This is a genomic window from Sporosarcina jeotgali, from assembly GCF_033304595.1.
GTDB classification, from domain to species: Bacteria; Bacillota; Bacilli; order Bacillales_A; family Planococcaceae; genus Sporosarcina; species Sporosarcina jeotgali.
The window spans coordinates 2457367-2483641 of record NZ_CP116341.1; the positions used below are offsets into that span (position 1 = coordinate 2457367).

32 protein-coding genes and 2 pseudogenes are annotated in these 26275 nt (G+C 40.7%); 10 read left to right on the forward strand and 24 right to left on the reverse strand.

What is annotated here, in order from left to right; translation table 11 throughout:
• Nucleotides 1-229: 229 nt before the first annotated feature.
• The 4 genes from PGH26_RS12390 to PGH26_RS12405 are packed head-to-tail and all read left to right on the forward strand — an operon-like array spanning nt 230 to nt 2320.
• On the forward strand, nt 230-535 hold the full coding sequence (locus PGH26_RS12390; RefSeq protein ID WP_323691363.1) for an antibiotic biosynthesis monooxygenase family protein: 306 nt from the start codon (nt 230-232) through the stop codon (nt 533-535).
• On the forward strand, nt 535-906 hold the full coding sequence (locus PGH26_RS12395; RefSeq protein WP_323691364.1) for a hypothetical protein: 372 nt from the start codon (nt 535-537) through the stop codon (nt 904-906). Before PGH26_RS12390 ends, PGH26_RS12395 begins: the two co-directional genes overlap by 1 nt.
• Nucleotides 907-1569 (forward strand): cobalamin B12-binding domain-containing protein, encoded by a 663-nt coding sequence (locus tag PGH26_RS12400; RefSeq protein WP_323691365.1) that lies wholly within the window; start codon nt 907-909, stop codon nt 1567-1569. It begins immediately after the preceding gene.
• Nucleotides 1556-2320, forward strand: coding sequence for an STAS domain-containing protein (locus PGH26_RS12405; RefSeq protein WP_323691366.1), 765 nt, complete (start codon nt 1556-1558; stop codon nt 2318-2320). The genes PGH26_RS12400 and PGH26_RS12405 overlap by 14 nt, the downstream gene beginning before the upstream one ends.
• Nucleotides 2321-2622: 302 nt before the next feature.
• On the opposite strand, the gene PGH26_RS12410 is transcribed toward PGH26_RS12405, so the two are convergent.
• Nucleotides 2623-3279, reverse strand: a complete 657-nt coding sequence (locus tag PGH26_RS12410) for a DUF4396 domain-containing protein (RefSeq protein WP_323691367.1) — start codon at nt 3277-3279, stop codon at nt 2623-2625.
• A 129-nt stretch (nt 3280-3408) separates the two neighbouring features.
• Between PGH26_RS12410 and PGH26_RS12415 the strand changes: the two genes are divergently transcribed.
• Entirely contained in the window at nt 3409-4089 is a 681-nt protein-coding gene (locus tag PGH26_RS12415) for a multicopper oxidase family protein (protein WP_323691368.1), read from the forward strand.
• A gap of 97 nt (nt 4090-4186) precedes the next feature.
• Here PGH26_RS12415 and PGH26_RS12420 read toward each other — a convergent pair whose 3' ends face one another.
• Together PGH26_RS12420 and PGH26_RS12425 are read right to left on the reverse strand one after the other, a co-directional pair.
• Nucleotides 4187-4519 carry a helix-turn-helix domain-containing protein gene (locus PGH26_RS12420; protein WP_323691369.1) on the reverse strand — a complete coding sequence of 111 codons (333 nt, stop codon included), beginning with the start codon at nt 4517-4519 and terminating at the stop codon, nt 4187-4189.
• Nucleotides 4516-5007 carry a hypothetical protein gene (locus PGH26_RS12425; RefSeq protein ID WP_323691370.1) on the reverse strand — a complete coding sequence of 164 codons (492 nt, stop codon included), beginning with the start codon at nt 5005-5007 and terminating at the stop codon, nt 4516-4518. The genes PGH26_RS12420 and PGH26_RS12425 overlap by 4 nt, the downstream gene beginning before the upstream one ends.
• Nucleotides 5008-5386: 379 nt before the next feature.
• Here PGH26_RS12425 and PGH26_RS12430 point away from each other — a divergent pair, with 379 nt between their 5' ends.
• Nucleotides 5387-5890, forward strand: coding sequence for a MepB family protein (locus tag PGH26_RS12430; protein WP_323691371.1), 504 nt, complete (start codon nt 5387-5389; stop codon nt 5888-5890).
• A 16-nt stretch (nt 5891-5906) separates the two neighbouring features.
• Here PGH26_RS12430 and PGH26_RS12435 read toward each other — a convergent pair whose 3' ends face one another.
• From PGH26_RS12435 to PGH26_RS12445, 3 genes are read right to left on the reverse strand one after another with little or no spacing between them, the layout of a single operon-like run.
• Nucleotides 5907-6560: a M48 family metallopeptidase gene (locus tag PGH26_RS12435; protein WP_323691372.1), complete on the reverse strand. Its 654-nt coding sequence runs from the start codon at nt 6558-6560 to the stop codon at nt 5907-5909.
• Nucleotides 6561-6580: 20 nt separating this feature from the next.
• Entirely contained in the window at nt 6581-6784 is a 204-nt protein-coding gene (locus PGH26_RS12440) for a hypothetical protein (RefSeq protein ID WP_323691373.1), read from the reverse strand.
• Nucleotides 6785-6800: 16 nt separating this feature from the next.
• Complete coding sequence (locus tag PGH26_RS12445) at nt 6801-6971, reverse strand: hypothetical protein (protein ID WP_323691374.1); 171 nt, start codon at nt 6969-6971, stop codon at nt 6801-6803.
• A 478-nt stretch (nt 6972-7449) separates the two neighbouring features.
• On the opposite strand from PGH26_RS12445, the gene PGH26_RS12450 reads away from it, so the two are divergent.
• The gene (locus PGH26_RS12450) at nt 7450-9417 is read left to right on the forward strand and encodes a methyl-accepting chemotaxis protein (protein WP_323693525.1); all 1968 of its coding nucleotides are present in this window, start codon (nt 7450-7452) and stop codon (nt 9415-9417) included.
• A gap of 50 nt (nt 9418-9467) precedes the next feature.
• Here PGH26_RS12450 and PGH26_RS12455 read toward each other — a convergent pair whose 3' ends face one another.
• The 6 genes and pseudogenes from PGH26_RS12455 to PGH26_RS12480 form a co-directional block, all read right to left on the reverse strand.
• On the reverse strand, nt 9468-10049 hold the full coding sequence (locus PGH26_RS12455; protein ID WP_323691375.1) for a DUF4256 domain-containing protein: 582 nt from the start codon (nt 10047-10049) through the stop codon (nt 9468-9470).
• Between the two features lie 67 nt (nt 10050-10116).
• Entirely contained in the window at nt 10117-11790 is a 1674-nt protein-coding gene (gene nagZ, locus PGH26_RS12460) for a beta-N-acetylhexosaminidase (RefSeq protein WP_323691376.1), read from the reverse strand.
• Between the two features lie 294 nt (nt 11791-12084).
• Nucleotides 12085-12423 (reverse strand): DnaA N-terminal domain-containing protein, encoded by a 339-nt coding sequence (locus PGH26_RS12465; protein WP_323691377.1) that lies wholly within the window; start codon nt 12421-12423, stop codon nt 12085-12087.
• A 27-nt stretch (nt 12424-12450) separates the two neighbouring features.
• A complete protein-coding gene (locus PGH26_RS12470; RefSeq protein WP_323691378.1) occupies nt 12451-12924 on the reverse strand; it encodes a hypothetical protein in 474 nt (157 codons plus the stop codon).
• Nucleotide 12925: 1 nt separating this feature from the next.
• Complete coding sequence (locus tag PGH26_RS12475) at nt 12926-13120, reverse strand: helix-turn-helix transcriptional regulator (protein WP_323691379.1); 195 nt, start codon at nt 13118-13120, stop codon at nt 12926-12928.
• A gap of 185 nt (nt 13121-13305) precedes the next feature.
• Nucleotides 13306-13717: pseudogene (locus PGH26_RS12480) on the reverse strand (Lrp/AsnC family transcriptional regulator).
• A gap of 11 nt (nt 13718-13728) precedes the next feature.
• On the opposite strand from PGH26_RS12480, the pseudogene PGH26_RS12485 reads away from it, so the two are divergent.
• Nucleotides 13729-14133, forward strand: a pseudogene (locus PGH26_RS12485) (MBL fold metallo-hydrolase); the annotation flags it as partial.
• Nucleotides 14134-14569: 436 nt separating this feature from the next.
• On the opposite strand, the gene PGH26_RS12490 reads toward PGH26_RS12485, so the two are convergent.
• From PGH26_RS12490 to PGH26_RS12545, 12 genes are all read right to left on the reverse strand, one after another.
• Nucleotides 14570-16981 carry a heavy metal translocating P-type ATPase gene (locus PGH26_RS12490; RefSeq protein WP_323691380.1) on the reverse strand — a complete coding sequence of 804 codons (2412 nt, stop codon included), beginning with the start codon at nt 16979-16981 and terminating at the stop codon, nt 14570-14572.
• 132 nt (nt 16982-17113) lie between these two features.
• Nucleotides 17114-17314: a copper chaperone CopZ gene (gene copZ, locus PGH26_RS12495; RefSeq protein WP_323691381.1), complete on the reverse strand. Its 201-nt coding sequence runs from the start codon at nt 17312-17314 to the stop codon at nt 17114-17116.
• A 76-nt stretch (nt 17315-17390) separates the two neighbouring features.
• A complete protein-coding gene (locus tag PGH26_RS12500) occupies nt 17391-17678 on the reverse strand; it encodes a metal-sensitive transcriptional regulator (protein WP_323691382.1) in 288 nt (95 codons plus the stop codon).
• Between the two features lie 238 nt (nt 17679-17916).
• On the reverse strand, nt 17917-18399 hold the full coding sequence (locus PGH26_RS12505) for an MFS transporter (RefSeq protein WP_323691383.1): 483 nt from the start codon (nt 18397-18399) through the stop codon (nt 17917-17919).
• Nucleotides 18400-19033: 634 nt separating this feature from the next.
• Entirely contained in the window at nt 19034-19591 is a 558-nt protein-coding gene (locus PGH26_RS12510) for a cysteine hydrolase family protein (protein WP_323691384.1), read from the reverse strand.
• 124 nt (nt 19592-19715) lie between these two features.
• Complete coding sequence (locus PGH26_RS12515) at nt 19716-20000, reverse strand: hypothetical protein (RefSeq protein WP_323691385.1); 285 nt, start codon at nt 19998-20000, stop codon at nt 19716-19718.
• A 119-nt stretch (nt 20001-20119) separates the two neighbouring features.
• Nucleotides 20120-20431, reverse strand: a complete 312-nt coding sequence (locus PGH26_RS12520) for a hypothetical protein (protein WP_323691386.1) — start codon at nt 20429-20431, stop codon at nt 20120-20122.
• A gap of 123 nt (nt 20432-20554) precedes the next feature.
• Nucleotides 20555-21370 (reverse strand): alpha/beta fold hydrolase, encoded by an 816-nt coding sequence (locus PGH26_RS12525; protein ID WP_323691387.1) that lies wholly within the window; start codon nt 21368-21370, stop codon nt 20555-20557.
• Between the two features lie 85 nt (nt 21371-21455).
• Nucleotides 21456-21740, reverse strand: a complete 285-nt coding sequence (locus PGH26_RS12530; RefSeq protein WP_323691388.1) for a hypothetical protein — start codon at nt 21738-21740, stop codon at nt 21456-21458.
• A 92-nt stretch (nt 21741-21832) separates the two neighbouring features.
• Nucleotides 21833-22303, reverse strand: coding sequence for a GNAT family N-acetyltransferase (locus tag PGH26_RS12535; RefSeq protein WP_323691389.1), 471 nt, complete (start codon nt 22301-22303; stop codon nt 21833-21835).
• 97 nt (nt 22304-22400) lie between these two features.
• Nucleotides 22401-22718, reverse strand: coding sequence for a hypothetical protein (locus PGH26_RS12540; RefSeq protein ID WP_323691390.1), 318 nt, complete (start codon nt 22716-22718; stop codon nt 22401-22403).
• A gap of 1074 nt (nt 22719-23792) precedes the next feature.
• On the reverse strand, nt 23793-24005 hold the full coding sequence (locus tag PGH26_RS12545; protein WP_323691391.1) for a hypothetical protein: 213 nt from the start codon (nt 24003-24005) through the stop codon (nt 23793-23795).
• A 324-nt stretch (nt 24006-24329) separates the two neighbouring features.
• On the opposite strand from PGH26_RS12545, the gene PGH26_RS12550 reads away from it, so the two are divergent.
• Nucleotides 24330-24605 carry a hypothetical protein gene (locus tag PGH26_RS12550; protein ID WP_323691392.1) on the forward strand — a complete coding sequence of 92 codons (276 nt, stop codon included), beginning with the start codon at nt 24330-24332 and terminating at the stop codon, nt 24603-24605.
• A gap of 172 nt (nt 24606-24777) precedes the next feature.
• A complete protein-coding gene (locus PGH26_RS12555; protein ID WP_323691393.1) occupies nt 24778-26274 on the forward strand; it encodes a phytoene desaturase family protein in 1497 nt (498 codons plus the stop codon).
• The last annotated feature ends 1 nt before the right edge of the window (nt 26275 follow it).

The following is a 26275-nucleotide window of genomic DNA, read 5'->3' on the forward strand; positions in this document are numbered from 1 at the left end:
AAGTCTTAATAAAGTTTGTCCCATTGGGCTGCTGCTAAAGCAGAATTGTAAGCGGGAATTCACATAGGGTGGTGCACCATTAAGAGACCATGAATCCTAGGCAGAAGTCGCAATTCGTCCTTTTCCCGTCCGTACAGTGGATAGTTCAATGAATATTTTAATAGAGCAAATTATGATACACTTGCACAATACTACTTAGTCAATCGAACTACTTTTAAAGGAGTCTGCTATGTATATTGTCAATTCGACATTCCTCGTTCCGCAAGAAAAAGCTGAGGAAGTCATTCATATTTATAAAAGCCGCTCGAAACGGGTCGATCAGGCAGAAGGGTTTCATTCATTTCAATTGCTCCAAAACCACAAGCGCCCCGGCGAGCTTGTCGTCCATATGGAATGGGAATCACGTGAGCACTATCTCCAATGGGCACGCAGCGATGAATTCAAGGAAATCCACGAGCTTGAGAAGAAGTATCCCGATCAGGAACTCGCAGGAATCATTCCAAAAGTTGCCCAGTATAAGGTGGTGGCGGACTGATGGATCAGCAGATGAAAGAGCGTGCTGTAGAAGAAGTTGTCCAGCAAATATACGAAGCCTATCCTTGGTTGACGGAGAAATTCGGAGACAACGGACGGATGCGTACCGCTGAGGATAACTTCCATCATCTTGATCATTTGGAAACTGCTTTTCAAATGGACGACAGCGGATTTTTTATTGATTACACAAAGTGGCTCGAGCAAGTGCTTACGAGCCGGAACGTCGGGACAGAATTGATTGTCGATAATTTTGAACGATTGAGTGCGGTCCTTCCCGGTAAACTGGACGATGAAAGAGAAACCGCCTACATGGAGTATTTGCAGCTAGCACTTTCCGAGTTGCAGCAAGCAGGCGAACAAGGAGGGGTTTGAATGCAAAATCATGCTATCAAACTGGCGAACTTATTCTTGCACGGTGATGACCATGCAGCCATCGCTTATATAAATGAAGTCCTTTTGGAGAATAATCGGCTCATGCTGTATGAGGACCTTCTTACTCCAGCTATGATCCACATTGGCAAGCTGTGGGAGACGAACAAAATCTCTGTGGCGGATGAGCATCTGGCGACTGCTATTTGCGATTACGTCATTTCCGATTATGAGTTCCGTAGCGCTTCTTTAGAACCAACACACCAGAAAAAAGTGATGCTGTTCGGTGTGGAAGGCGAAGAGCATTATATCGGTTTAAAAATGGCAGCAGCGGTCTTCCAGGAGTTTTCTTGGAGTGTCCGATACTTAGGACCGAATCTGCCTCTGCAGCATGCAGAAACGGCTGTCAATGCGTGGAAACCTGACGTTGTCGCCATGTCTGCCGCTCTTTCGTATCGGCTCCCGATGCTTAAGAAGTCTGTTCAAGTTCTCGCCAGCACAGAGAATAAGCCAACGATCCTAATCGGCGGGCGTATGGCACCGCATGCCAATTTCGCTGAAGAGGCAGCCCCCGGTCAAGTCATTTCCATGCCCACATTACGCAATCTGCATGAGTGGTTGAACCATTCAGGAAAGGATACTGAAATCCGACATGTCATTTCCTAATTCATCTTTCCCACTGCCCATGTATGCTATAAATAAGGAGTTCGAAATCATTTCGGTCAATCAATCCGCCATAAATACGATGACTTCCGGAGTAAGCTTCCTTGAGCTATTTGAAACAGAAAGCCGCTCTAAAGTCGAAACTCATTTACGGTTATTCACAGCTGTTGAATCATTGGAAGTGAACGCAATTTCCTCATCGGGTGCTCTTTTACTTGTAGACCTTTATATATCCTGGACTGAAGAAGATATCGGAGAAGTAATCGTTGTCAGGAAAGACGATGCGATTGCAAGAGTCAGCGCGCAGCTGGACAAGCTGCGAACGCGCCTGGCTGATACCAATTTTGAATTGCTGACTGCGAAAGAAACTGCGGAGAATTTATTGAAAGAAAACATTAAACTGTCTTCTCCTTTTGTTGAAATTTCCGAAACGGCTGCCCTCGTACCGATTTTTGGCGAGCTGGATAGTGAAAAGTCGGATAGAATCGCGTTGACCTTGACCCAGCGCGCTTACAATTCAACTGTCGAATATGTAATCATCGATTTTACAGCAGTCGGCGAGATCGACCAGCAAGGTTTAAGCGGTTTTGAAAAACTCGTGAATATGTTGCAGCTGGTCGGTCTCACCGTTCTCGTTTCAGGACTGCACCCGAAACACGCAAAAGAATGGAGTACATTAGAGTCCGCTTCAACGATCAAGTTCGTGAACTCCTTACGATTAGCTGTCGAGAGTATTGTGAATTCGCCAAAGTAAGGAGCCAATCTGGGTAGTTGAGCGAGCAATGATAAGTGGTTTAACTGTACGTATCCAGTTGTTTTCGGCTCATAAACACCGGTCCACTATTACTAGCGTACGCTTTCTCATTGGAAGCCTGCAATTCCCCATTGCCTAAAAACAACACAAGCCGATTGTCCTGAATCGGACGATCAGCTTGTGTTGTTTTTTCATTTCATTTTGTATGATAACCGCTTGATTCTAGAAGCTGGTTCATCACCATCTAGTCACACTTTCTTCAGCTAACCGCATGCGTATCTTTTCTTTCAATCCGGTCAGGTTCACATCGCTTCCTTAATCCCTTTCTTTATCAGCCATGCATTCGCAGGATAACTCGTCAGGAATCCTAAAATCATCGCAATTTGCATCATGAACCAATAGACAGGACTTGTCGGTTCCGGCGGAGTTTGGAAGAGTACATAATGCACGATGGCCATCCAGCCGAACATTCCGATTTCAAAAGCAATGAGGGAGATGGTGTCTGCTTTGAAGGATTCAATGAGTGCGTGCATTTTACCTTTTTCTTTATTCATCGGGTAAATCGATGCAAATTGGAACAGGATGCCGAACAGATAGGCAAGTATGAATTCCACTGTGTAATGTGCAAACAGAACCGACCCTGCAACGGTAAGTCCAGTCAGCGCAACAATCGGGACACCCACTGCATCTCCGAATGAGCAGCCTGATGAACAGTGCGACGTGGATGTGAAGACTTTGGCTCCTTTTCCTCTCGTGTCCTCTTTCTTTGAGTCTTTTGTCTGGATACGTCCCCATTTGAAATAAGCAAACAACGCAATGGGTCCGAAAAACCAGCCGTTCAGCGGCCAGACGACGTTCATGATCGCCATTTTCTGTGGATGCCTTATGATATCCACTATGATAATCAGACTGCTGAGCAATCCGATTCCTAGTGCCATCCATGATATAATCTCGAGCATGTAAATCACCTCTATTTCGTGTATAACCTGTGTTTTTGCAGATGAAACTGCATAGTTTCTGCATATATAATGGAACTTTTCAGCTGAAATCCAAAAAGCACTGCACGTGGCAGCTCTTAGTTTGGTGAATTGCTGAACGGATCGAATGCCCGCAATTATTCCGTGTCCCTGAGCTCCGGGGATTCGTTCCAGCAAATCGCGACAGACGGCGGCATGCTGAACGAGCCGGTGGAAATGGAAACGCTGACGCTTACTCCTGCTGAACGTGCGGAAATTATCATTGACTTTGACCAGCTGCAAGATGTGCGCAATCTTGCGCTAGTGGATGAACAAGGAACAATTCTTCTGCCATTTGAAGTCAGCGAAAAGAAGACTTCCGATGAACTTTCTGCAGAGTTGAATTCGTTTAAAGTGACCGAGGAAGAACGAAATTTACCTGTGACAAAGCGACTTGAATTGTTCGGTATGATGGATATGGTGACGATTAACGGAAAGAAGTTCGATAAAGAACGCATTGACATGACTCAAAAAGTCGGTGAATCGGAAATCTGGGAACTGTCCAACAAGCCCGATCCGATGGGAGGCATGATCCATCCATTCCACATTCACGGCACACAGTTCAAAGTGCTATCGGTCAATGGCGAGGAGCCTGACGACAATCTGCAAGGCTGGAAAGATACAATTGCGCTGCATCCTGGAGATCGGGTGAGAATCGCGATTTCATTTGCAAATAAAGGGGTGTATATGTACCACTGTCATATTTTAGAGCATGAAGATAATGGCATGATGGGTCAGATTGAAGTGAACTAGACAACAGGAAAAGCCGTCCTGCTCATTTTGAGTGTGACGGCTTTTGCAATTTATTATAGTTGTTTCTTAAGTACAGTTAATAGATATATGCAACTGATCACCCCGTTGTGACAGAAAGCTCATCCTTACTTTTCTTTAGTTGAATCATGGCTTGGGCAATATCTTGAACGTCCAAATCTAAGGCATTGAATATCTTATCATAGGTTTCAGTAGAGAGATTATCAAATCCACCCTCGGCCCTAGAAATTGTTTTCAACCCTGTATGCGCTTTTCTGGATAATTGTTGTTGGGAAATTCCCAATTCCATACGTCGTGAAAAAATAATTCTTGCATATACAGGGGACAGTCCTTCTAATGACGCCTTTAATTCTGGGTGTCCTTCTTTTAACATACTGGTCGTCATATCTAAAAGATTTTTAGCTTTTCTCATGATTCCTCAACTCCTTCTATATAGTATTCAGGATTCCTTTTGACCCTCTCATACATTTCAAATGTTAAATCTCTCATCCTATCCGTGTCATCCACATTCGGATCTCTGGTCTTCAGAAAACATTTCACAAAGATGTAATTAGATTGTCCCTTATGTGCTATAGGAAAAAATAAAAATCGTAAATGTTCGTTACCGTTTACTGCATAGCGTAATTCATATATCGGCCTAACTCTCAGCGGCTTAATTAGTTGGTATGACTTCGTTCTTTCCTTTCCATCAATAGTAATTGTAATTTCAGTTTTTTCCTTCAGCAAATCTTTTAATAGATTCACACTCAATAAGTTGAAAGCACTATTAAGAAACATCAAGTGCATTTTAGCTTCCTTTGAAGTTTTTGATTTCTCCCCTAAACGAGTAAAGAATTCTTCTACTAAATTAATTCCATTTTCATCATCAATTGTTAGTATACTATGTTTTTGAATGTCCATTGTTCGATTACTATATCACGAATTGGTGTAATTATCTATCAATTGATGTCATATATGACATCAATAATAGAAATTAAGTCTATTCTTTTATCTTCGGTTCTATTCTTCGCATCACCGCTTTATCATACGTTTAGGGGCGGGATCAAAGTCTTCACTACTAACCTGATTCCTTATTAATTATTGCTCACTTGGTTAATACAACACTAATCCACAGACGTCAATCACTTGTCTGTTCGTCTCACAAAACTGTAAATTCCTGAGGCACCATCTTATACATGTCCCCACTTAATCTCATTGTATCTTGCAGTTCTTCCAACATACATATACAATAGAACAAATGTTCCGTACGGTAATTAATAAGTAGTTGAGGGGGAATAGAATGAAGGACTTTCACCGTTCCTTAACGTATGTTAATCGTCTTGTTTATCATCCGAATCATTTCACCATACAAGACATTCAAGAAGAGCGGCAGAACTCAGAATACGGGGCTGGCAGATTTCTTTTAAATACGAAGTCCATCCGTTTTCGGGTTGCTGCCATAACACCCAAAAAGATTGGTCAATTTGTCGCGTTGTGGGAAAAGGATGAAACCAATAAAAACCAGCCTTTCACTTATGACAACACCCCTGACTTCGTAGTCATCAATACCTTTACTGAAGATCATTTCGGACAATTCGTATTTCCAAAAGAAGTCCTGGCAGCCCGCAGCATTCTCAGATCAGATCATTCAAATGGAAAAATGGCATTCAGAGTGTATCCAAGCTGGGATACGCCTGCTAGTAAGCAAGCCATTGCTACACAAAGATGGCAGCTTCCGTATTTTATCGATTTAACCAATGCTCCCGCCGCAGCCTCAAAAAAAGTTTTAGAGATGTATGCTTGATCATTCTCTGAATTTCTTACAGCGTCATCAAGTGATTCATGCGTTCTAGATACGCTTCCTTCTCTTTATAATCCGGCATGATGCTGCCGACGCGGCGCCAGAAGGAACGGTCGTGATTCATGTGCGTTAAGTGGCAGAGTTCGTGAATGATGACGTAGTCGATTACGTCAACAGGTGCCATTGCAAGACGGTAGTTGAACTCTAGTTTTTTGTTGGAGTTGCAGCTTCCCCATTTCCGGTAGGACTCGATGATGTCGATGCTTTTAAATGTAACTTTAAGTTCTTTTTGATAGGGTTTAATGCGCGATTCGATGAGTGTTTTACATTGGGTGAAGTAGAACTTTTTCAAGTTGAGTTTCAACTGTTCTTCAGGTAATTGATCGGTGTGAATTAGTTCCTGTAAGGGGCGTTCTTCTCCAAGATAGAGGAATGTCCCGTTTGCCTCGTATTTACGGGCAAGCGGGCTTATCTTTTTATCATCCCGTTCTTTTTGTTTCTCAAGAATCCAGCTTCCCCACTTTTGAAGCTGTTCGGCAATCGTTTCTTCCGATGTTCCGTTTGGAGCTTTCACTGTGATGAAACCGCCTGCGTCAATCTGCAGTTGCAGCTTCTTCCCTTTTCCGTATTGCACGGTATAGTGGATTGTTTCATTGTCGATGATGATTTTCATGATGTCCCTCTTTTACTGGTTTATCTTCGCAGGAAATACTCAGAATACGTTCCTTGCAGCAGCAAGACGATCTCCCCGAATATCCCGATTGCTAGAAACAGAAAGTAATACGTTGCTTTCGTAATTTCTTTGCCAAATAGTTCTTTGAAGGCTTGGATGACGAGTTGTTCGAAGCTAAAGAGTGTCAAAAGCCAAGCGATGATGAGAAATGTAAGAATGGCCATATATAGTCTCACGCCCTTACTTAGGTTTCGGATTGGGTTTCAGTAACCAGATGATGAAAAGGAAAAATAGTGACATCACTGTTCGAATGATCATTTCCACAGTGAAACGATCTGTACTGATGAAATCATCCGGCAGTATATACGTCATCGCGAATCCTATGATGAATACAGCAATCCATCGAATCATCACAATCCCCTCCCGTTTTCGATTACTTTCATTATACCATGATTTCCAAGCATTCTTTGGTGCTTATTGGATAGCAAAAAGCAATTCCGCGGGAAGTATGGACCCTTGGAATTGTTTTTCAGGTTGGAGGTTACGTTCCGTCATCACTCCAATTATGCGCCAGTGATTATTTCTACAGATTGACTCCTATTCAAGATTTCCTTTAGGTTCCAGAGTTACGTGAGAACCAATGTCGATTTCCACTTGATCCTTTTAGAGGATCACACCAACTGCTCATTATCGGTAAAGGCGGCTCCGTATCCCTTTTAGAATAGTTGAAACCGATTACAAACTGAATTTATTGTCATCTAGTACTATTTTATCAATGTTAATAAAAGAAACTATCATTTCCTTGTTAAGACTAGTCCCATATAACCGAAGTAAGCATTAGGATAGAAAGTAACATAAAAATTACTTAGCAAGAGGGGATAGATTGTCTATGAGATTTCGATTTAAAAGCATTCGTACCAAACTGATTGTTGTATTCGCACTTATTTTAATTGTTCCTTCAGTCAGTGTCGGATGGTTATCGTATACATCTGCAAAAAATGCAGTAGAGAAGCAGATTATTACAGAAGCAAAAGACAGTACCGAAACATTGAATACAATTATTAATCAGACCATCTCTGCAAAAATTCATGATATCGAAACGTTAAGTAAACAGGTGCAAAAAAGTCAATATGACGGAAATGAAAGTCCTGAGTTAAGAAAAAAGCTGGAGCAGTATACGACACTCCATCCTGAAATTCTAAGTGTCTATGTCGGCACAAAAGACGGCTTTTTTGTACAAGATCCTGTCATTAACGATACGTCCACTTATGATCCGCGGACGAGGGATTGGTATAAAGAAGCACTGGAAAGTCCTAATGAGGTAATTTTGTCTAATCCCTACCCCGATGCGTCTGTCGATGCTCTGGTCGTAACCGTTTCGAGAATGACTGACGACCAATCAGGCGTCATCAGTGTAGATATTACACTGGACTATATTACTGAACTGACCGAGCAAGTGAAGATTGGCAAGGAAGGATATGCCTTTATGGTCGATGATGAAATGAACTTCATTTCTCATCCGATGCATGAAGCTGGTAGCGCAGCAGATGACGATTACTACAAGAAACTGAAAACCGAAGCGAAAGGCTACTTTAACTTTACGTCAAAAGGTCATGACCGTTTCACCACATTCTTGACCAATGACTTAACTGGTTGGAAAATTGGCGGCACGCTCGACTATGCAGAAGTAAAAGAGGCCGCTGCACCGATTTTAAAAACAACGATCCTCATTGTCATCATTGCGTTAGTTCTCGGTGCAGTGATTGCGTATTTCATTACCCATTCCATCATTCGGCCGATTGTTAAGCTGAAAGAGCAAGCTCAAACGATCAGTACAGGTGATTTGACCGAAACGATTGAAGTGAAGTCTTCAGACGAAATCGGTCAGCTAGGTGAAGCGTTCCGTTCTATTCAGGAAAGTCTGAAGAATCTCGTTGGCAGGATTGAGAAGAATACAGAGCTTGTCGCCGCTTCCTCAGAACAGTTAACTGCGAGTGCCGAACAAACGACATATGCAACCGAACACGTCGCAGATGCGGTACAAGAAGTCGCAGGAAATGCGGAAAACCAAATGAGCGCCGTTGAAACGAATTCAGAACTCATTCAACACGTATCAGATGGCATTGCGTCCATCAACGAATACTCAGCAAATGTATCGAAACTTGCTGTCCATATGACGGAGCAGGCAGAACATGGCGGACTTGCTGTGAATGATACAGTAAATCAAATGGCTTCTATTCAATCATCAGTCGCCGAATCCAATGATATGATCAGTTCTCTATCTGTGCGTTCTAAGGACGTCGGTTCCATATTGAATGTCATCACAGATATTGCTGAACAAACAAACTTACTTTCGCTCAACGCAGCCATCGAAGCAGCGCGGGCAGGGGAGCATGGAAAAGGCTTTGCGGTTGTTGCAGATGAAGTACGGAAACTCGCAGAACAGTCTCAGCAATCAGCTAAGGAGATCCACACAATCATCCAAGGCATTCAAGCAGATACCGATAACTCTGTGCAAATAATGGCGAAAGTAACGGAAGATGTGAAGCAAGGAATGACTATTTCGAAAGATGCCATTGAAAAGTTCGAACAAATCTTAACGAGTACGAAAGAAATCACTCCGCAAATGGCAGACATTTCAAGCATTGCGCAAAGTGCTCAAAAAGAAATCCACCAAGTGAACGAAACCGCGATTGCGTTAGAAGACATGGCGAAAAGCAACGCTGCTTCTTCCGAGGAAGTTGCTGCAACCACTGAAGAACAACTTGCTTCTATGGAAGAAATCACCGCTTCCGCTAAAACACTTTCTCATATGGCGGAAGAGTTACAAGAGTTAGTTTCAAGTTTTAAGCATTAAACCTAAAACAGTCTCCATCCTAAGTTAGGATGGAGACTGTTTTTTTGACCTTACACGTTCAGCAGACCACGGAATCCTCTGGCTGCATAATAAGACTCGACGCCATTGTGATAGACGAAGATGGTTTCGAAGCGGTAATCGCAAAATAAGCCGCCGCCGAGCTTCCGAATAGTTGAAGGGGTTTTGATCCATGTGGACGTTTTCTTATCAACCGTTTCGAGTTGCTGCAGTGCACGATACTGTTCTTCATCCAACAGTTCGATGCCCATTTCTGCCGCCATCCCGCAAGCGCTGTGTGCCGGTCTGTTCTTTTTGCGTGATTCGAGTGACTCAGGATCATAACATAGACTTCTGCGGCCTGAAGGGCTTTCTGCGGAACAGTCACAGAATGTAAACGTGTCAGTCTCGCTGTCATATCCAATGACATCGGGCTCTCCGCCGGTTCTTTCCATTTCGTTTAATGACCATAGTTTTTCCGTGTTGGCATCAAGCTTTGCCTGGACACTTTCCCACGTCACCCCTACATGCCGGTGCATATTATCTTCAAATCGAGTTTTCAAAATCGTTAGCAGTTCCTCGCATTGTTCCACTGGCAGCTCTTTTTTAGCAATGCTTTCACTTTTGTTTGTCATAGTAATTCCCCCTTATCGGTTCCCGGTTGTTGCATTAAATAATAGCATGGTTTGGCCGATTATAAAGTTATTTTTTTAACACACTGCAAATCTCTTTATTCAATTGTTCGACATTCACCTTGTGTGCAGGAGCATCAGACAGTTTGTATTTCAACTTCAGTTCCATAATCCTCATGACACTTTCGTCTATTCGCTGTTCGGTGATTTGTTTGGATGCTACCGCTTCTTTCAGCGCGTCAATGACTGCAATTGTTTTCGCCGGATCATGTGCGACGAGAATAACATCACTTCCAGCTTTTACTGATTGGACCGCAGCTTGCGCTATGCCGTAATGATTCGTAATTGCTTTCATCGTCATGTCATCGGTCATGATGAGGCCATTGTAGCCGAGCTGTTTGCGCAGCAGTCCGGTGATAATCGGCGCGGACATCGAGGCTGGATAGGTTTTATCCAACTGGGGCAGTAAAATATGCGCAACCATGACGACGTCTGCATGTTCTTCAATCGCTTTCTTGAATGGAATCAACTCCAATTGTTCAAGCTGCTGCAGCGTTTTGTTCACTTTCGGCAATTCCAGGTGCGAATCGACGGATGTATCACCATGTCCCGGAAAATGCTTGACGACAGGAATAACATGTTGTTTTTCGATCCCTTTCATCGTCTGGATACCGAGTGCGCTCACGACTTTCGGATTTGAGCTGAATGAGCGGTTTCCGATGACTGGATTGTTCGGATTGCTGTTGACGTCCAGGACTGGTGCAAAGTTCATGTTGAAACCGAATTGCGTCAACTGTTTTCCGAGTGTCTGTCCAATAGTGAAGGCGTAATCCGGATCGTTCGTTCTGCCAATTGCTGCTGCAGTCGGCAGCTTGGCGATTTGTTTTGGCAAACGGGCAACGCGTCCACCCTCTTGGTCAATACTTGTGAACAGCGGCAGCGGATTCGTTTGGTTGGCTGCTTTCAGACTGTTGACATAGTGTACGGTTTGTTCAGTAGTGTCCACGTTATTGGCATAGAAAATGACGCCGCCTATTTGATAATGTTCTATGAGCTGCCTGGATGCTTGGTTGATGGATGTACCTTCAATCCCCGCAATGACCAACTGACCGATTTTTTCTTCCAGTGTCATTTCAGACAGCATTTTCTCCTCCTTCGTTTCAACTTTTGTCCAGACCGCAATATGGTCAACTGTCGGATTTGGAGTCTTATCTGTCGGTTGAGGCAAGATCCATTTCAGCTGGTAATCGGGACTCACTTGATAGATCCAAATGACCCGGTCATGCGCAGCATCCTTAAACGTCTTGACTTTGTCTGGATTCCCCAGTTCTGCTTGAAGGTCTTCATAGTGAATCTCTTTCAGATCCTCTCCTGCATAACGCACGTCGAACACGATACCGCCGCGAGTGCCGATTGTTGCGTCATGATCAGGATAATTCGAATAGATTCCCGCTTCTGTTTCTGCAGGAGTGCCTGAAACGGCCCAATCTTCCCCGACTTCTTGAGATGTAGTTTTGCCTGCCGTGCCTTGGAAGGTCGGTGTTTTCCCTTGCTTCGCTTGTTCTACAATCATTGCGAGTTGCTCAGCGGTTGTGATGGAAGGTTCCTCTGGTTCAGTACTGTGTTCACTATTCGCAAGCGTATTTGACGCAGATTTCCTTCCTGAATTGTTTTTAAGTGTGAATCCCAGGATAACGAACGCTGCTATCATTATCGCGGTCACTATATAAAGTACTTTTTTCATCAGACATACCTTCTTTTCTAACGGCTGGATTGAATTAGCTGGATTGCGTGATACAGATTCCATCTAGTATGGACAAACGGTTCGCTTGCTAACACAGTTCATTGCTGACTCCTAGTGTTTCACCGATAAATAGAAAAAGCAACCGGACTGCAAGGTGAAATCTGCAGAAGGCTGCTTAACTAATCTAGGGCAATTCGGGAAATACTTGCTTGCATATTGTCCCGCTGCTTTTAAAGGTTCCACTTGGACCTCGCTTCCCTTTTCATAAAATTCTTCTTATGACGTTTCCACTCTCTATTCAACCAAAAAATCCAATTCAAATTGTTCCCCTGTTAATTCTTCCAGGATGTTTAGGATTAGCAGGCGATAGTGGGTTTTCAGCCATTCCACCTGAAAGCTATTGCGACACACAACACCAACATGCTGTCCCCCAAGTTGGATGGCAGTTGTATTTTTGAACCATGTTTTAAACTTTGTCGCACTCATTCCTCCTTGTACTTTCAACAATACATCATTCCAGAGCAAGAATTGGTCTTCCGCCTTAACAATTGCATCTGATTCCAGATTTCGCTGATTGGTTAGTTCATAGGCACAGATTCTAATGTTAGAAACGTCTTCAATTTCAGAATACACACATACAAAGTCACGATTAAAAATATGTTAGTCATCTAGCAATTCTCTGTTTTTACGATATGACTTTCTCAATGAAATATAACTTAAAAGAAAGAAGAATATTGCAGCTACTATCGCTGGCCCAATAACATCTATTACTTCTTGTAAGTTAGCTGGAATACCTTTAAAAACACCATAAACGATTATAAATAGAATTCCAAAACGTATCGATCCATAAGCTTTAGAACATTTTTCCTCTTTATACCTTGTCTTTGTCGCAATTTCAGGATATTCAATACCCGTCAAGGCAGATCTCAAAAGTATATATACACACAAAAACCCTAAAGTAATGAGTGCCATCATATCGCCAGAAACATTTAGATTAATAAAAAATGAATCAACTATTAAATATAGAAAGAGCAATGTACTTAGAATAAGTACTGACTCAGCTACAAAATACAGAAATCGTTTTTCTCTATACTCATCTGTCGATAATAAGTTAGCAATCCACGTTTTTTCCATTTCATTCTACCTCCCAAAATAATTCATCAAGTGTTTTATCCAATGCTTTTGCAAGTGCAATACAAAGATTCAGACTCGGGTTATAGTCACCCTTTTCGATTAAACCAATTGTCTGTCGTGTCACGCCAGTCACTTTTGCTAGTTCATCCTGTTTCATAGATACTTTTATTCGAGCTATCTTTACATTGTTTTTCATAGATACCTCTGCTTTCTTGTAATATATACATTCCATATGCAATTTATATATTACATGTTATTTTCTTAAAATCAATTTAAAAACGCTAAAGCGCACAGAATAATTTCTGTGCGTTTTAGCGTTTATAGCATTTTCTCGATAAACTGGCCCGATTTAAACACAAACGCTCAATTGTATGGAATTCTCTATTTTTCAATAACAATCGATAATTTATAGTTTGCATGCTCGTTTTTAGGCAGTCAAGAAATTATTTAATATTTCATTTGAAGGAAATTTGCATTCGAGAAGGTAACAACCTTCACCACTTATTTTATAATTATTGATTACGTATGGTTCTTGCGTTTTCACAAACGATAAATAAGGCTGGTGATAGGTGCTTTGTGTAATTATTGTAATGAATACATGTATAAAATATCCCAATTTAACTCGATTAACATTAATTGAATACCCCTCAATTACCCCATTATGCTCTAATTTCTCGACTCTAGATGAAACAGCTGGTCCAGTCAAATGGACTTTCTCCCCCAGTTCTTTCATAGTAATGCGACTATTCTTAGATAGTTCATCTAAGATACGCTTATCCGTTTCATCTAACATTTCTTTAACTCCTTTCAATAATAAAGTCAAAAGGACAGCATGGCAGAGGCGAGATTCTGCAACATGCGGGTCATACATGTGGGGTGATCTTTAAGCACGCAGGGGAGAAAACATTATACATTGCTGGAGATACAGTTTGGTATGATGCTGTGCAAGAAGTAATCGATACACATAAACCAGAAGTCATTGTCCTCAATGCTGGGGATAATAAATTCCTTGTGGGAGGTTCTTTGGTTATGGGTATAGACGACGTCTATGAGGTTGTGAAGGCTGCTCCAAATGCAAAAATCCTAACTGTTCATATGGAAGCTGTAAACCATTGGGGATTATCAAGAGCAGATTTAAAAAGCTTTATTAATGAAAAAGGAATTTCTAATGTATTCGTACCAGATGATGGAGAATCCTATTCATTTTAAGGAAATTGCTTAAGGAACTCTTCTATCCGCTTATTTTATCTTTGACGGTCAACGGACTGGTATCCCATTGTACAGTGTCCTTTCAACTGAAAAGACGCTATAGTTTCTCTTATGACTTTTATGTATTTCTGATGGTAACCTTATTGAGCAAAATCCTTTGTAGATGATGAAGACATCATACGACAACCAAAACTTTAATTTCAAATTGAATCGCATGGCCAGAGACCCTTTCTAGGGTTTCTTCTTTATATTCTCATTAAAATCTTCTACCATTGAAGCATTACTCCCCTATCAATTGCATCTTTGTCTTAAATCAACCAGTACTCTTCCCCTTACGCTTGCAATGCAGCTCATAAGAAGAAAGTGAGTTTCAAGTAAAAGCCCCCTCTCAAATTAAGATGAGAGAGAGTTTACCTATCTTTATTCAATTATATATTCAAAGTTTAACTCGCTGCAGTCTGAGTGCATTCAATACGACGGAAACTGAACTAAATGCCATCGCAGCTCCAGCTACCCAAGGAGCTAACAAGCCAAGTGCAGCGATTGGAATGCCAATTGTATTGTAGAAGAAGGCAAAGAACAGGTTCTGTTTGATATTACGCATTGTTTTCCGGCTCATGATGATGGCGTCTGCCACACTATTCAAATCGCCGCGCATGAGTGTAATGTCTGCTGCTTCTATTGCGACTTCCGTTCCGGTACCGATCGCCATTCCGATATCTGCAAGGGCCAACGCCGGGGCATCGTTAATGCCGTCACCGACCATCGCGACTTTCTTGCCTTGTGCTTGCAACTTCTTGATTTCATCGCTCTTTTGTTCAGGAAGAACTTCTGCGATGACATGACTCAGGCCGACTTGCTGACCGATTGCTTCTGCCGTCTGCTGATTGTCTCCAGTCAGCAGGATGACGTCCAATCCAAGTGCAGTCATTCGCTCAATTGCTTTTTTAGACGTTTCTTTTACAGTATCTGCGACTGCTACGATACCTGCAAGCTTTCCATCGACCGCGATGAGCATTGCTGTTTTCCCTTCGTTTTCCATTTTCTTCATTGCCAATTCAATATTCCCAATCACAACGGCCTGACTCCGCATAAGTTTCCGCGTTCCGGCAAGTATATGCCTTCCAGCAACCTCTGCTTCAATTCCATATCCAGGTAGCGCGTTAAATGACGTCGGTTCGATTAAATCGATTCCTTTTTCTTTGACGCCCGTTACAATCGCCTGTGCTAACGGGTGTTCAGATTGGTTTTCAGCGGAAGCTACCCATTCCAAAACCTCCCGTTCCACAAATCCTTCAGCTATCGAAACATCGGTTAACGCCGGTTCCCCTTTCGTTACGGTTCCGGTTTTGTCCAACACAACTGTGTCAATGGAACGTGTATTTTCAAGGTGTTCTCCGCCTTTGAAGAGCATTCCCATTTCAGCCGCTCTCCCCGATCCTGCCATGATGGAAGTAGGAGTTGCGAGACCGAGTGCACATGGACAGGCAATGACGAGAATGGAAATGGTCGGGATAAGGGATGATCTGAAATCTCCCGGAGTGACGACAAAATACCAGACGAAGAATGTCACGATCGCGATGCCGACGACAATCGGAACAAAGACGCCGGAGATCCTATCTGCCAAACGCTGAATATCCGCTTTTGAACCTTGCGCTTCTTCAACGACTTTGACAATTTGCGATAACGCACTATCTCTTCCAACTTTTGTCGCTTCGATCTGCAAGGATCCGTTTTTATTGATTGTTGCACCAATTACGGGATTTCCCGGTACTTTATCCACAGGGATACTTTCTCCAGTAATCATCGATTCATCGATTGCTGATTGACCTGAGACAATTTCACCGTCAACAGGAATTTTTTCACCCGGTTTTACTAAGATGATATCTCCTGTGACGACCTCTTCAATCGGAATTTCCTGTTCAATTCCGTCTTTCAACACACGTGCAGTTTTCGCTTGTAAACCAAGCAGTTTTTGAATCGCTTGGCTCGTTTTTCCTTTTGCTCGGACTTCGAATAATTTACCAAGCAAAATAAGGGTAATGATGACTGCCGATGCCTCAAAGTATAGCTCGGGCTCACCTGTGCTGCCGGCGTTCATCCATTCAAATGTCAAGAAGAGACTATAAAAGTAAGCGGCACTCGTACCAAGTGCTACTAGCACATCCATATTGGCACTTTTATTGCGCAAAGAGTTGTAAGCCCCTTTATAAAATTGAGCACCGACTATGAATTGAACAGGTGTAGCCAAAGCAAGCTGCACCCAAGGATTCATGAGAAACCCTGGTAAATAGATGAACGATGTGAACTCGAAATGCGCAACCATCGTCCATAAGAGCGGCAAGGTCAAAATTGCTGAGAAAATGAATTTCTGCGTTTGCTTTTTAATTTCCTGTTCTTTATGATCCATTTTATCGTTGTCATCTGTTTTGGGAATCAGCTCATATCCCATCTTTTTCACATTGGCGATCATTTCAGCAGAACTGGTTTGACTGCCATCGTAATGAACTGTCAGCGTCTCCAGCGCAAAATTGACAGCAGCATTCGAAACACCGTCCATTTTATTTATTCGTTTCTCGATTTTTGTCGCACAAGCCGCACACGTCATACCCGAAATATCGAATTCCACTTTATCTTCAATGACGCTGTATCCTATTTTTTCGATACGCGCCTTAAAATCTTCAACATTTGTTTGTTCGGGATCGTATAGGATTGTTGAACTTTCCAAAGCAAAATTGACATTCGCCTTTTCGACCCCTTCAATTTTCGATAACCCTTTTTCAATACGGTTTGCACATGCCGCACATGTCATCCCATTGATCTTCAATGTTTTTTCCGCAGTTGCCATTTGTATCCCTCCAATACTCAGTAGGGGTATGTTTTTTTGAAAAAAGAAGGATTATACGGTAGACGTATAATCACTTCTCAACCGCTCTATACCCCTACATGGTGTAAGCGGAAGACGATCTATCATTAGTAGTTAAGCAACTTCATAGCCTTGGTCTTCAATCGTTTCCTTTATTTGTCCCAATGTTGCTTCGTTATCGTATTCTACGGTTACTTCATTTCCCGCAAGATCCACTTTAACTGAAGAAACACCTTTTAGTTCACCGACGCTTGACTCGATTGAATTTACGCAATGACCGCAAGACATACCTTCTACTTTTAACACTTCTTTCATGATGAAAAACCTCCTGTTTTGTTGTTAATTAAAATATAATATACCCCATACCAGTATGTCAAGTAGAGTGCAGTGCTTATTTTGTCATTGTTTTCATGACGCTCATAAGCTCTTCTATAGCTGCCTCTCCATCTTGCCCTTTAATGGCATTGACGACACAGTGGTGGGTATGGTCTTCTAATAAGGCTAAAGAAACTTTGTTCATCGCGGATTGAATCGCGCTAATCTGATGGAGAATGTCTACACAATAGCGATCACTTTCCACCATTTGATGAACACCTCTTACTTGTCCTTCAATTCGTTTCAATCGATTTAATAACTGTTGCTTATTCGGCTGGACAGTTTTCTTTGCCGATTCAGTCATATGATCACACTCCCTCAATCTCAATGATACCCCGTACCCCTATATTAACACCTGCGAGTGAGAAGGGCAATGACCTTGTCTCGGCAATGCCCATACGCTACATAGCCAGCAACTTCTTCTTTTTGCGATGTCTGTGCACGAAACTTTCATGTTTGTTTGAACTTTCATGAGTGTTTTTTACAAAGGCACCTATCACTAATCATTCGAAGTGAAATGGCCCAACATCATTGGAACTTGTCTATTTTCCCCTCTTTGGTTTGCGGGTAAACAGGATTGCCAAGATAGCACCAACAAATGCTATGATGCCTCCCCAGAAAAATGCCTGTTGGAAACCATGATTCAGCGCAACTATCGGGGACTCTTCTGTACTAGAGGAAGTCGCTGCTCCTGCAATAGCAACAATTACAGCCAAACCAACCGCTGATCCTATTTGATAGAAAGTATTGTATAAACCTGATGCAATACCAGATCTATCTGGTTCAGCTTCCGACACTGACGCCGTAGTGGCTGGCAGGTAAGCAAGAGCATTACCTAAAGATGCTAGTAACGAAGCTAATAATACATTGGTCCAATAATTCCCGTCGACGGTAGCCGTTTGTGAAAATAAGACAGAACCGGCCCCAAGTAAGATAAAACCAGTAACCATCGTCTTTTTAATCCCGAATTTACCCATAACCTTTTCAGCTAAAAAGATCATGAAAAATGCCATGAATACAGGCATTGGGAGCATCCCCATAGCGCAGAGAAATGTGCAGTATCCACATGAAAACTGAGAATAAAGTGAAATTAGCGGTCAATGGTGGGATTTCAATCGGTGCAAAGTTAAATACTAAACAATTAATTGTCCTTGCTGACTGTATAGGTGATCCAGAGTTGGAGTTAACCACATTCCAATAATTATATAGAAGTATTAGAAAGCGATGTAGACTTTATCCAAAAGAAATTTATCGAGGTCGCACTATCATGCAACGCAGTAATGAATTACATAAAAAGCTTGCGTCATTTCAATTTTTGCAAAATGGGTTGGTCTAAAAGGAATATAAAAACTTGACCAGCCGTTATCTATCAATCCGATCCCTATCGAACAAAATGACCCAGATTGCGATATAGACGAAATCGCTTATAAAGCAATCGTACCCGTATCTAGAATAGCGTTCGGCACGTTGATTTGCGTTTCAGCCGTACGCTTTCCGGAGGGCGTGGCTTGAGCCGCTTCCTTCGCTTCGCTACGTCCAGGGTCTCAAGCGCACGCTAATCCTCTCGGAGTCGACGGCTTGCACTCCAATCAACTAAGTGAGTACATCAAATTTTATTCTTTAAACGCACCCGATTTGGGAAGATGATTTTATTAAAATTTATCGATAATCATCGTGATTAGGTATAAATAAATTTTCACTCACATTTCTAACCACTGAAAAATTATCGACATTGTAATGTCCATGTAGGACTTCATTATGATGGTCGATAATCTGCTCGGCAGTTATAGATTGGGAATCTGTTGTTGAGTGACCATCTCCAACTAAGGTCACGTCGAAACCATTTACTGTTGCTGTTCTAACTGCTGTATCAATACAATGCTCTGTTTTGCAACCCATAACAACCAGGTGTTTAACCACGTTATCTTGTAAAAAATCCAATAATGGAGTGCCGTAAAACGAATTTGTTGCCTCTTTATCAAATATCTTTGCCTCTTTAGGTATATCAATATCGGAATGAATCTCGAATCCTTTACCATGGCCTTCTGCAACATCTTTATCTCTTATGAAAATAACAAAACTATCTGAGTCTAATGCCTTTTTCAACACTGAATTAATATTATCTAACAGATTATCTGTATTCAAGACACTCTTCTCTTTTTCATTACCGTCAATCAATTCTTGTTGTGCATCAATGACTAGTAAAGCCTGTTTCAATAAAAAAACTCCCTTTGTATTTAGTATACTATTTTCGTTTATTCCCAAGATAATGGCCCTTTAACGGCATAATCCTTATTCAAGAATTGCGCCCGAATGTTGCAGACTTAATGGGCAAGCAATCTCATTCATCTTTTCTATTTTCCCTAAACAATACTTTGATAATGTAATCAATAATAACGCCATAGATTAACCACAAGAAAAAGTGCACCAAAAAACCTGGAAACAGGATTTTAAAATGTTCGTTATCATATAGAAAACCATTACTATCAAGCAATCCAAATATTTTTGCTAGCAAGGGATCGAAGGCGAAAATCATGTCTTTAACTGGGTTCCACAACAATTCAAATATGTAGTGAATGACTGCCATTACAGGTAACCAAAACGCAAAACGTTTTAACAGTGACATTAGATCCCCCCAACTTCTTGCATGATTTTTTCTAATAGCAATGGCATCGGTATTAAAGAAAATGGCCCTTTAACGGCATAATCCTTATTTCAGAATCGCCCCCGTTAGTTTCAATAAGATTACTCTTTAATAACCTTAATTTTGCTTGCAACATTCTGTCCTTCGATAACTTCTACCCACAATTTCACTTCTTGTCCGTTTTTAAAATTCACAATACTCTTGATTTTCCCTGTAACTTCCGTGTCTTTAGAGAAGTGAATTTCAGGAACATCATACTGTTTTGAAGGGTCAATTTTAATTGGATACAATACAAATTTACTTTCTTCTAAAAATTTTATTTCCCCATGAAAATCTGCTCTATTTAAATAGGGAATAGTTAAAGCAGTAATAATTGCTATTAGGATTAAAACCATTAACATCATTCTTTTCATTTTCACCCTCCAGTCATAGTTTTAAATAATTTAAAATCTTATTACCTGTTCAACTAACCTGCCCGTTAGTTTAAGTATGATTCCACAAAATGGCCCGTTTGCAGCAATAATCTAAATTTCTCGTTACAATTTACGGTTAATCCATTCATTTATTTTACAGGCTATTGTTTCCGGTGCATCCCGATAAATATCGTGGCTTGTGTTCGGAATTGCTTGAACCTCAGCTTGAGGGATATTCTTAACTAAATATTCGATTGCTGTTCTGCGGTCATCCTCTACTTCTACGGGAAGTGTACTACGAATTAACAACACTGGAAAAAGAACCTTAGGGAAAATGTTTGCTGTTTGCTCCTGATATATTCCTTTAGTTACTGCTTTGGCTGTAAAAGAAGATATAGCCAATCGGATTTCACCGTCAAATTCAATAACTTGTGCCAAGCGTCCTGCTTCAATCTCTTTGGACCAAGTCGGAGAATCCTCTTTTTCAGATTCAAGAAATGCCTCTCGCGAAGGATAGCGAACTTTCTCAGTGAATACATCAATATTTTCAAGTTGTTTTTCTAGGGAATCACCGACCGGATCTTGTTGAAAATACCCTCCGTCTAATAAAATCAGTCCTTTGACCTTTTTCGGATGAAGTCCAGCCAGATATAATGCAAGGTGTGCTCCCCATGAATGTCCGACGAGAATAACATTAGTTAAACCCAATGACTCAATTAATATACTTAAGTTTTCTACAATACTTGTTGGCAAATAATCTTTCTCATTAGGCAAAGGAGCTTTTCCACCATGTCCAGGTAAATCAAAAGAAACAATGTGATAATTATTCATTATAAGCTTTGCTAGTTCACCGAAACTCAGTCCCGCAGAACCCATTCCATGTAAAAAAACTAAAGTTTGATTATTTCTATTGCCCCACTCATAGTAATCTGATTCCATGACTTCATCCCCTTTAATCTGGCCCGTTTGCGATATTGGGGCGATTACTTGTGCGGCAAACGCCCCGATAATTGAACTTCATTGGTCAACCACCAAACTCATAACCAAAAATTATAACCAGATATAATATTAGTTCGATCACACCTAGAACAAGTACAACTAACGGTATGATTTTCTTATTTCCTTTTTCTTTCACAAGTCCTATTAAGCCAAATATAAAGAATATAGGCATTGTTATTAACGTTGTATAGAGAAGAACAATTATAGCGAGAAACCCATCTATAAAGCACACAACAATTAGTGAAATCACTTGAATCACAAAGAATATAAGCATTGCGAAAGAAACTTTACCCATAACTGTTCTTGGCAAATGATCACTCCTCTTAATTTAAATGGTCCGATTGCAGCGCAGTCCTTATGCCACAAATGCACCCTTTTGCAGAAGAATATTAACATCTATAGTTATTTACTTGCGCAGTCATACTTCATTTTCAAAAACTCAAAACGACTCCCATTTGTATCTTGCATAAAAGTTTCGCCAGGTTCAAATCCTGCTTTTTTATAGACCTTTATAGCCCTATCATTAAAAGTGGCAACGGAAAGTGTTATTTCATTAGGGGTGAATTGGGATATAGCAAATTTCAGCCCAGCTTTAAAGAACTCTAAACCAAGTCCTCGACCAGTCAATTCAGGTTGCATTCCTAACCCAATATCAACTGCGCCCGCCTTGTAATCAAAACTAAAGAACCCGATTTCTTCATCATCTTCCCTAACAATATAATAAATGTCCTCTCTTTGTTTCGGATCCAAAAATTCGATTAAATCCTCCTCATCAGCATCCACGTCATAAAAAGAGTATTCATCTTCATAGTGCCAATTTGATGCAATATTTTCCGCCTGCTGTTGTGACATTTTACTAAAGATAAAATTCATAATATCCCCCCCATAGTCTAGAACCAAGTCCACATAAAATGACCCGTTTGAAGCACAAACCTAATACCGTTAAAGCTTCTGATTCTAGAAGAACCTTTTACTTTTTTGGAAGAACTCCTTTTGTGATTTTCTTCATCACTTTATCCGATATAGTTCCAATAATAATAAAGACAAAGAATAATATGACCAGGAAAATAAAAGCTTCTAAAAAGGGACTAGGAAACTTTCCTTCAATCAATTTTTTACCGTAAACTATAAGGAAGGTTGAAGTACCTACTGTGAAAATAAAAGTTGTAATCACACCTATAAGTTGAGTTTTACCCAGTTTCTTATACGCTTTCAAATTCTCTCTATTTCTTACAAATGCACGTGTCATTAGTAGCACAAGTAATATAATTAATACATAGTCAACCAAGTTTAGCCTCCTCAAAATGACCCGTTTGAATCACAAGCCTTGCGCCGTTTAAGCGGAGAATACTTTAATGTCTATCATTAGTTGTTTTTAATTTTCTTTACATCAGAATATCCTAGGATTCCACAAATTAGGACCCCTAAGCCAAAGAATCCTACAAGTATCCAATTATTACCCAAGTTGATAATCATGCAATATAGACAAACTCCAGCCGTTATAAAGGCTCCATACTTATCTCGCCATTTATATGATTTTGAAGGAGTTCTATTGACTATGAACTTATCTCCTCTCTTGGAGGTATTTTTTGAAAAGCGAATTAATTCATGTTAAAAAATTGCCCGGTTAATGGAAGTTAGCAATCACTTGACTTTTTACGTCTTCTAAAGACTATAAAGATGAATAATGCATTAACGAATATAACTATGTAAGAAGTTAAGATAACTCCCAACCAGCCCAGATCCCTTCTTCAAAAAGGCTTACAACCCTTTTTGAAGATGGAATCAATCTGAACACAGTAAAGCTAAGAAAGCTCCCGATTCTAGTACAGCGTGTTATTTCATACGAAAAACAAAGAAAGTACTAACTATGAAATAATAAATGGCTAACATTGATAAAGAATCTGTTAACACAATCAATAAATCATTCATCCGAATAATAAATCGCCACACAAAGGAGCTAATCATAAAAATTGTTGGGAATAGCAGAAAATATCCCCCAAAATATTGCTTTGCTTTTGTCACTATAACTCACTCCCAGTGCTATGATTTGGCCCGGTCTGAAGCACAAGATTTGTGACGGTAAAGCCCACTTTCCAGGAACACAAAAAATCATTTATAGACTTTTTGAACTCCATCACACCTATGGTTAACATTGCTATAGCTGCAGGTATAAATAAAACAACAAAAAATTCATGGCTAATCTTCCTAGTAGATAATAAAAGTAGTACCAGAATCGTTATTACTGTAATAAAACTAAAGTATTTATTAGAAATATAAACCACCTTCTTCACATTTTTCTCAACGTCGAAACTTTCCATCATACAAGTGATCCCGATGATTGAAGTAGGAAAAGACAAAATCATTTGTTTTTATTATAGATAACCCGCTTTACATCAAAAAAACTAATTGTTCCACAGACTAAAACACCCAACCCTAAAATACTTGTAAAAGCCCAATTATTCCCCCAACCAATCATTACACCGATTAAGCAAGCGAATGCAGTAACCAAGGCTGCGTATTTCTCTCTCCATTTATCTAATGTTGAGGATTGTTTATTATCCGTTATAATCAACTCCTATTCTACTATCACTGTTAAATTTGCCCTTTTCAGGAGAATTCCTTTTTCTTGCTCAAAAATAACTGTTTCAAGGAAGGTCCTTCCAACTAACAGTATGAGATTTATCAATAACTTTAATGTGATACTCACCTTTTCGTTTGGCAGCACTCAACTTCATCAAGAGAATTGTGAACTGAACGTATAACTGGCAGACTCCTCAACTAATTCTGAATTATATTTGCTTTACAAGGAAAATCATACCATAATTAAAATATGGAATGAAAAGATTGTCAGTCCTAACTAGAACCTGTTTCTATACACATATCGATGAGGTGGACTATGTTTAGCTCCCAGGAAAGAGATGATTATTTCGATAGAACGCTTACCATGATTCATTCCGTGGCTGCAGTGGAAGGGATTGTGCAATTGGGTTCTGGTGTGACAGGCTACAAAGATGCTTATTCCGATATCGATCTTATGGTCTGTATCGCAAAAGAAAATGATACACAAACTGCAAAAGAACAAATTTACCAAGCACTCCTTACATGCAGCAAGATAATAGTAAGACTCGCCCGTTCCAGGTTCTTCTGGATTCGTATGTATCCGGTTCAGTAGTATTTGTTCTTCCCCCCTTCTTTATAAAGTAATGAAATCATAAAGTGCCACGGACGCATAGAACGAAACAGGATGCTATACTGAATTTTCTAACGGCTTTTATACTTTTTCGTTTACATAGTGACTTTTTCAATTGAATCACTTTCAAGAACTTACAAAGGAGATGGGATACATGGCAAATCGGAAAACTGTTTTAATCATCGGTGGCGGACTTGGAGGTTTGTCTGCAGCCATCTCACTAGCACAAAGTGGCTATAAGGTCTCGCTATACGAAAAGAATGGCCACATCGGAGGAAAATTGAACCGGTTGGAGTTAGATGGATTTGGGTTCGATCTCGGACCTTCTATCTTAACGATGCCGAAAGTGTTTGAACGATTATTTACCGGCAGCGGCAAACAAATGAAGGATTATGTGCCGACCGTTAAATTGAATCACCAGTGGCGCTCATTCTTTCCGAACGGGAACATCATTGATTTATATGAAAACCTGCATGACATGGAGTTTAAAAATCCTAATTTGAATAAAAAAGATATCCGTCAGTTCAAAAAATTGCTCAGCTATTCTGAGAATCTCTATAACACTATTGAAAAAGGGTATTTTAACAAAGGGCTGGACAGTACGAAAGAAATTGGAGAGTTTCACGGGGTCGCCAGCACATTTAAAAACTTCGATTTGTTTTCAACTGTTCACCAAGCTATCGATAAGCGGATCAGCAACAAACAATTCCGGGATATGCTGTCGTATTTCAGTAAATACGTCGGTTCCTCCCCTTATGATGCCCCTGCGTTACTCAATATGATGATTTTTATGCAGCAAGACCAAGGCGCCTGGTATGTACCCGGCGGGATGCATCTTCTTGGAAAAGGCATGGTACAGCTGGCTTCAGAAATCGGCGTGAATTTCCATACAGGACAAGCCATTACCCGGCTGACGAAAAACGATGGCAAGATTACGGGAGCGATTCTGGAAGATGGCACCACGTTGACTGCGGATTATTTCATTTCCAATATGGAAGTGATTCCTGTTTATGAACAGCTGCTGCAGGAAGACAAAAAGTATGTAAACAAACTGAAAAAGAAATTCGAGCCGTCCAGTTCCGGTTTGGTCATGCATTTAGGTGTTAAGAAAAAATATCCACAGCTGAGCCACCACAATTTCTTTTTCGCGAAAAATCAGAAGCGTGAAATGAAAAAGATCTTCCACCAGCACAAACTTCCGGATGATCCCGTCATTTATCTCGTGAATGTCAATAAAACGGATTCTTCACAAGCTCCTGAAGGGTGTGAGAATATTAAAGTTCTGCCTCATATTCCTCATATTCAAGAAAACCCATTGACTCAGCGCGATTATGAGAAGTTTGCGAACAGGGTGTTAGTTAAACTGGAAAAAATGGGGTTGACGGATTTACGCAAGAATATCGTGGCACAGGATATTTGGACACCTGAAGACATCAGAAGAATTTATGGATCAGATCGAGGAGCTATTTACGGAACGCTTTCAGATAAGAAGATGAACAAAGGATTCAAGCATCCTAAGCATAGTGAACGCTACGATAACTTGTATTTTGTCGGTGGAACGGTCAATCCCGGCGGCGGTATGCCGATGGTGACATTGAGCGGTCAGCAAGTACGCGACCAGATTGTTGAGAGAGATCAAAGATCTGACTGAA

What these genes read in the sequence shown, in the direction of transcription:
- PGH26_RS12390 (WP_323691363.1), top strand. Translation starts at nt 230, where the DNA reads ATGTATATTGTCAATTCGACATTCCTCGTTCCGCAAGAAAAAGCTGAG.
- PGH26_RS12395 (WP_323691364.1), top strand. Translation starts at nt 535, where the DNA reads ATGGATCAGCAGATGAAAGAGCGTGCTGTAGAAGAAGTTGTCCAGCAA.
- PGH26_RS12400 (WP_323691365.1), top strand. Translation starts at nt 907, where the DNA reads ATGCAAAATCATGCTATCAAACTGGCGAACTTATTCTTGCACGGTGAT.
- PGH26_RS12405 (WP_323691366.1), top strand. Translation starts at nt 1,556, where the DNA reads ATGTCATTTCCTAATTCATCTTTCCCACTGCCCATGTATGCTATAAAT.
- PGH26_RS12410 (WP_323691367.1), bottom strand. Translation starts at nt 3,279, where the DNA reads ATGCTCGAGATTATATCATGGATGGCACTAGGAATCGGATTGCTCAGC.
- PGH26_RS12420 (WP_323691369.1), bottom strand. Translation starts at nt 4,519, where the DNA reads ATGAGAAAAGCTAAAAATCTTTTAGATATGACGACCAGTATGTTAAAA.
- PGH26_RS12425 (WP_323691370.1), bottom strand. Translation starts at nt 5,007, where the DNA reads ATGGACATTCAAAAACATAGTATACTAACAATTGATGATGAAAATGGA.
- PGH26_RS12430 (WP_323691371.1), top strand. Translation starts at nt 5,387, where the DNA reads ATGAAGGACTTTCACCGTTCCTTAACGTATGTTAATCGTCTTGTTTAT.
- PGH26_RS12435 (WP_323691372.1), bottom strand. Translation starts at nt 6,560, where the DNA reads ATGAAAATCATCATCGACAATGAAACAATCCACTATACCGTGCAATAC.
- PGH26_RS12440 (WP_323691373.1), bottom strand. Translation starts at nt 6,784, where the DNA reads ATGGCCATTCTTACATTTCTCATCATCGCTTGGCTTTTGACACTCTTT.
- PGH26_RS12445 (WP_323691374.1), bottom strand. Translation starts at nt 6,971, where the DNA reads ATGATTCGATGGATTGCTGTATTCATCATAGGATTCGCGATGACGTAT.
- PGH26_RS12450 (WP_323693525.1), top strand. Translation starts at nt 7,450, where the DNA reads ATGAGATTTCGATTTAAAAGCATTCGTACCAAACTGATTGTTGTATTC.
- PGH26_RS12455 (WP_323691375.1), bottom strand. Translation starts at nt 10,049, where the DNA reads ATGACAAACAAAAGTGAAAGCATTGCTAAAAAAGAGCTGCCAGTGGAA.
- nagZ (WP_323691376.1), bottom strand. Translation starts at nt 11,790, where the DNA reads ATGAAAAAAGTACTTTATATAGTGACCGCGATAATGATAGCAGCGTTC.
- PGH26_RS12470 (WP_323691378.1), bottom strand. Translation starts at nt 12,924, where the DNA reads ATGGAAAAAACGTGGATTGCTAACTTATTATCGACAGATGAGTATAGA.
- PGH26_RS12475 (WP_323691379.1), bottom strand. Translation starts at nt 13,120, where the DNA reads ATGAAAAACAATGTAAAGATAGCTCGAATAAAAGTATCTATGAAACAG.
- PGH26_RS12490 (WP_323691380.1), bottom strand. Translation starts at nt 16,981, where the DNA reads ATGGCAACTGCGGAAAAAACATTGAAGATCAATGGGATGACATGTGCG.
- copZ (WP_323691381.1), bottom strand. Translation starts at nt 17,314, where the DNA reads ATGAAAGAAGTGTTAAAAGTAGAAGGTATGTCTTGCGGTCATTGCGTA.
- PGH26_RS12500 (WP_323691382.1), bottom strand. Translation starts at nt 17,678, where the DNA reads ATGACTGAATCGGCAAAGAAAACTGTCCAGCCGAATAAGCAACAGTTA.
- PGH26_RS12505 (WP_323691383.1), bottom strand. Translation starts at nt 18,399, where the DNA reads ATGCCTGTATTCATGGCATTTTTCATGATCTTTTTAGCTGAAAAGGTT.
- PGH26_RS12515 (WP_323691385.1), bottom strand. Translation starts at nt 20,000, where the DNA reads ATGTCACTGTTAAAACGTTTTGCGTTTTGGTTACCTGTAATGGCAGTC.
- PGH26_RS12520 (WP_323691386.1), bottom strand. Translation starts at nt 20,431, where the DNA reads ATGAAAAGAATGATGTTAATGGTTTTAATCCTAATAGCAATTATTACT.
- PGH26_RS12525 (WP_323691387.1), bottom strand. Translation starts at nt 21,370, where the DNA reads ATGGAATCAGATTACTATGAGTGGGGCAATAGAAATAATCAAACTTTA.
- PGH26_RS12535 (WP_323691389.1), bottom strand. Translation starts at nt 22,303, where the DNA reads ATGAATTTTATCTTTAGTAAAATGTCACAACAGCAGGCGGAAAATATT.
- PGH26_RS12550 (WP_323691392.1), top strand. Translation starts at nt 24,330, where the DNA reads ATGTTTAGCTCCCAGGAAAGAGATGATTATTTCGATAGAACGCTTACC.
- PGH26_RS12555 (WP_323691393.1), top strand. Translation starts at nt 24,778, where the DNA reads ATGGCAAATCGGAAAACTGTTTTAATCATCGGTGGCGGACTTGGAGGT.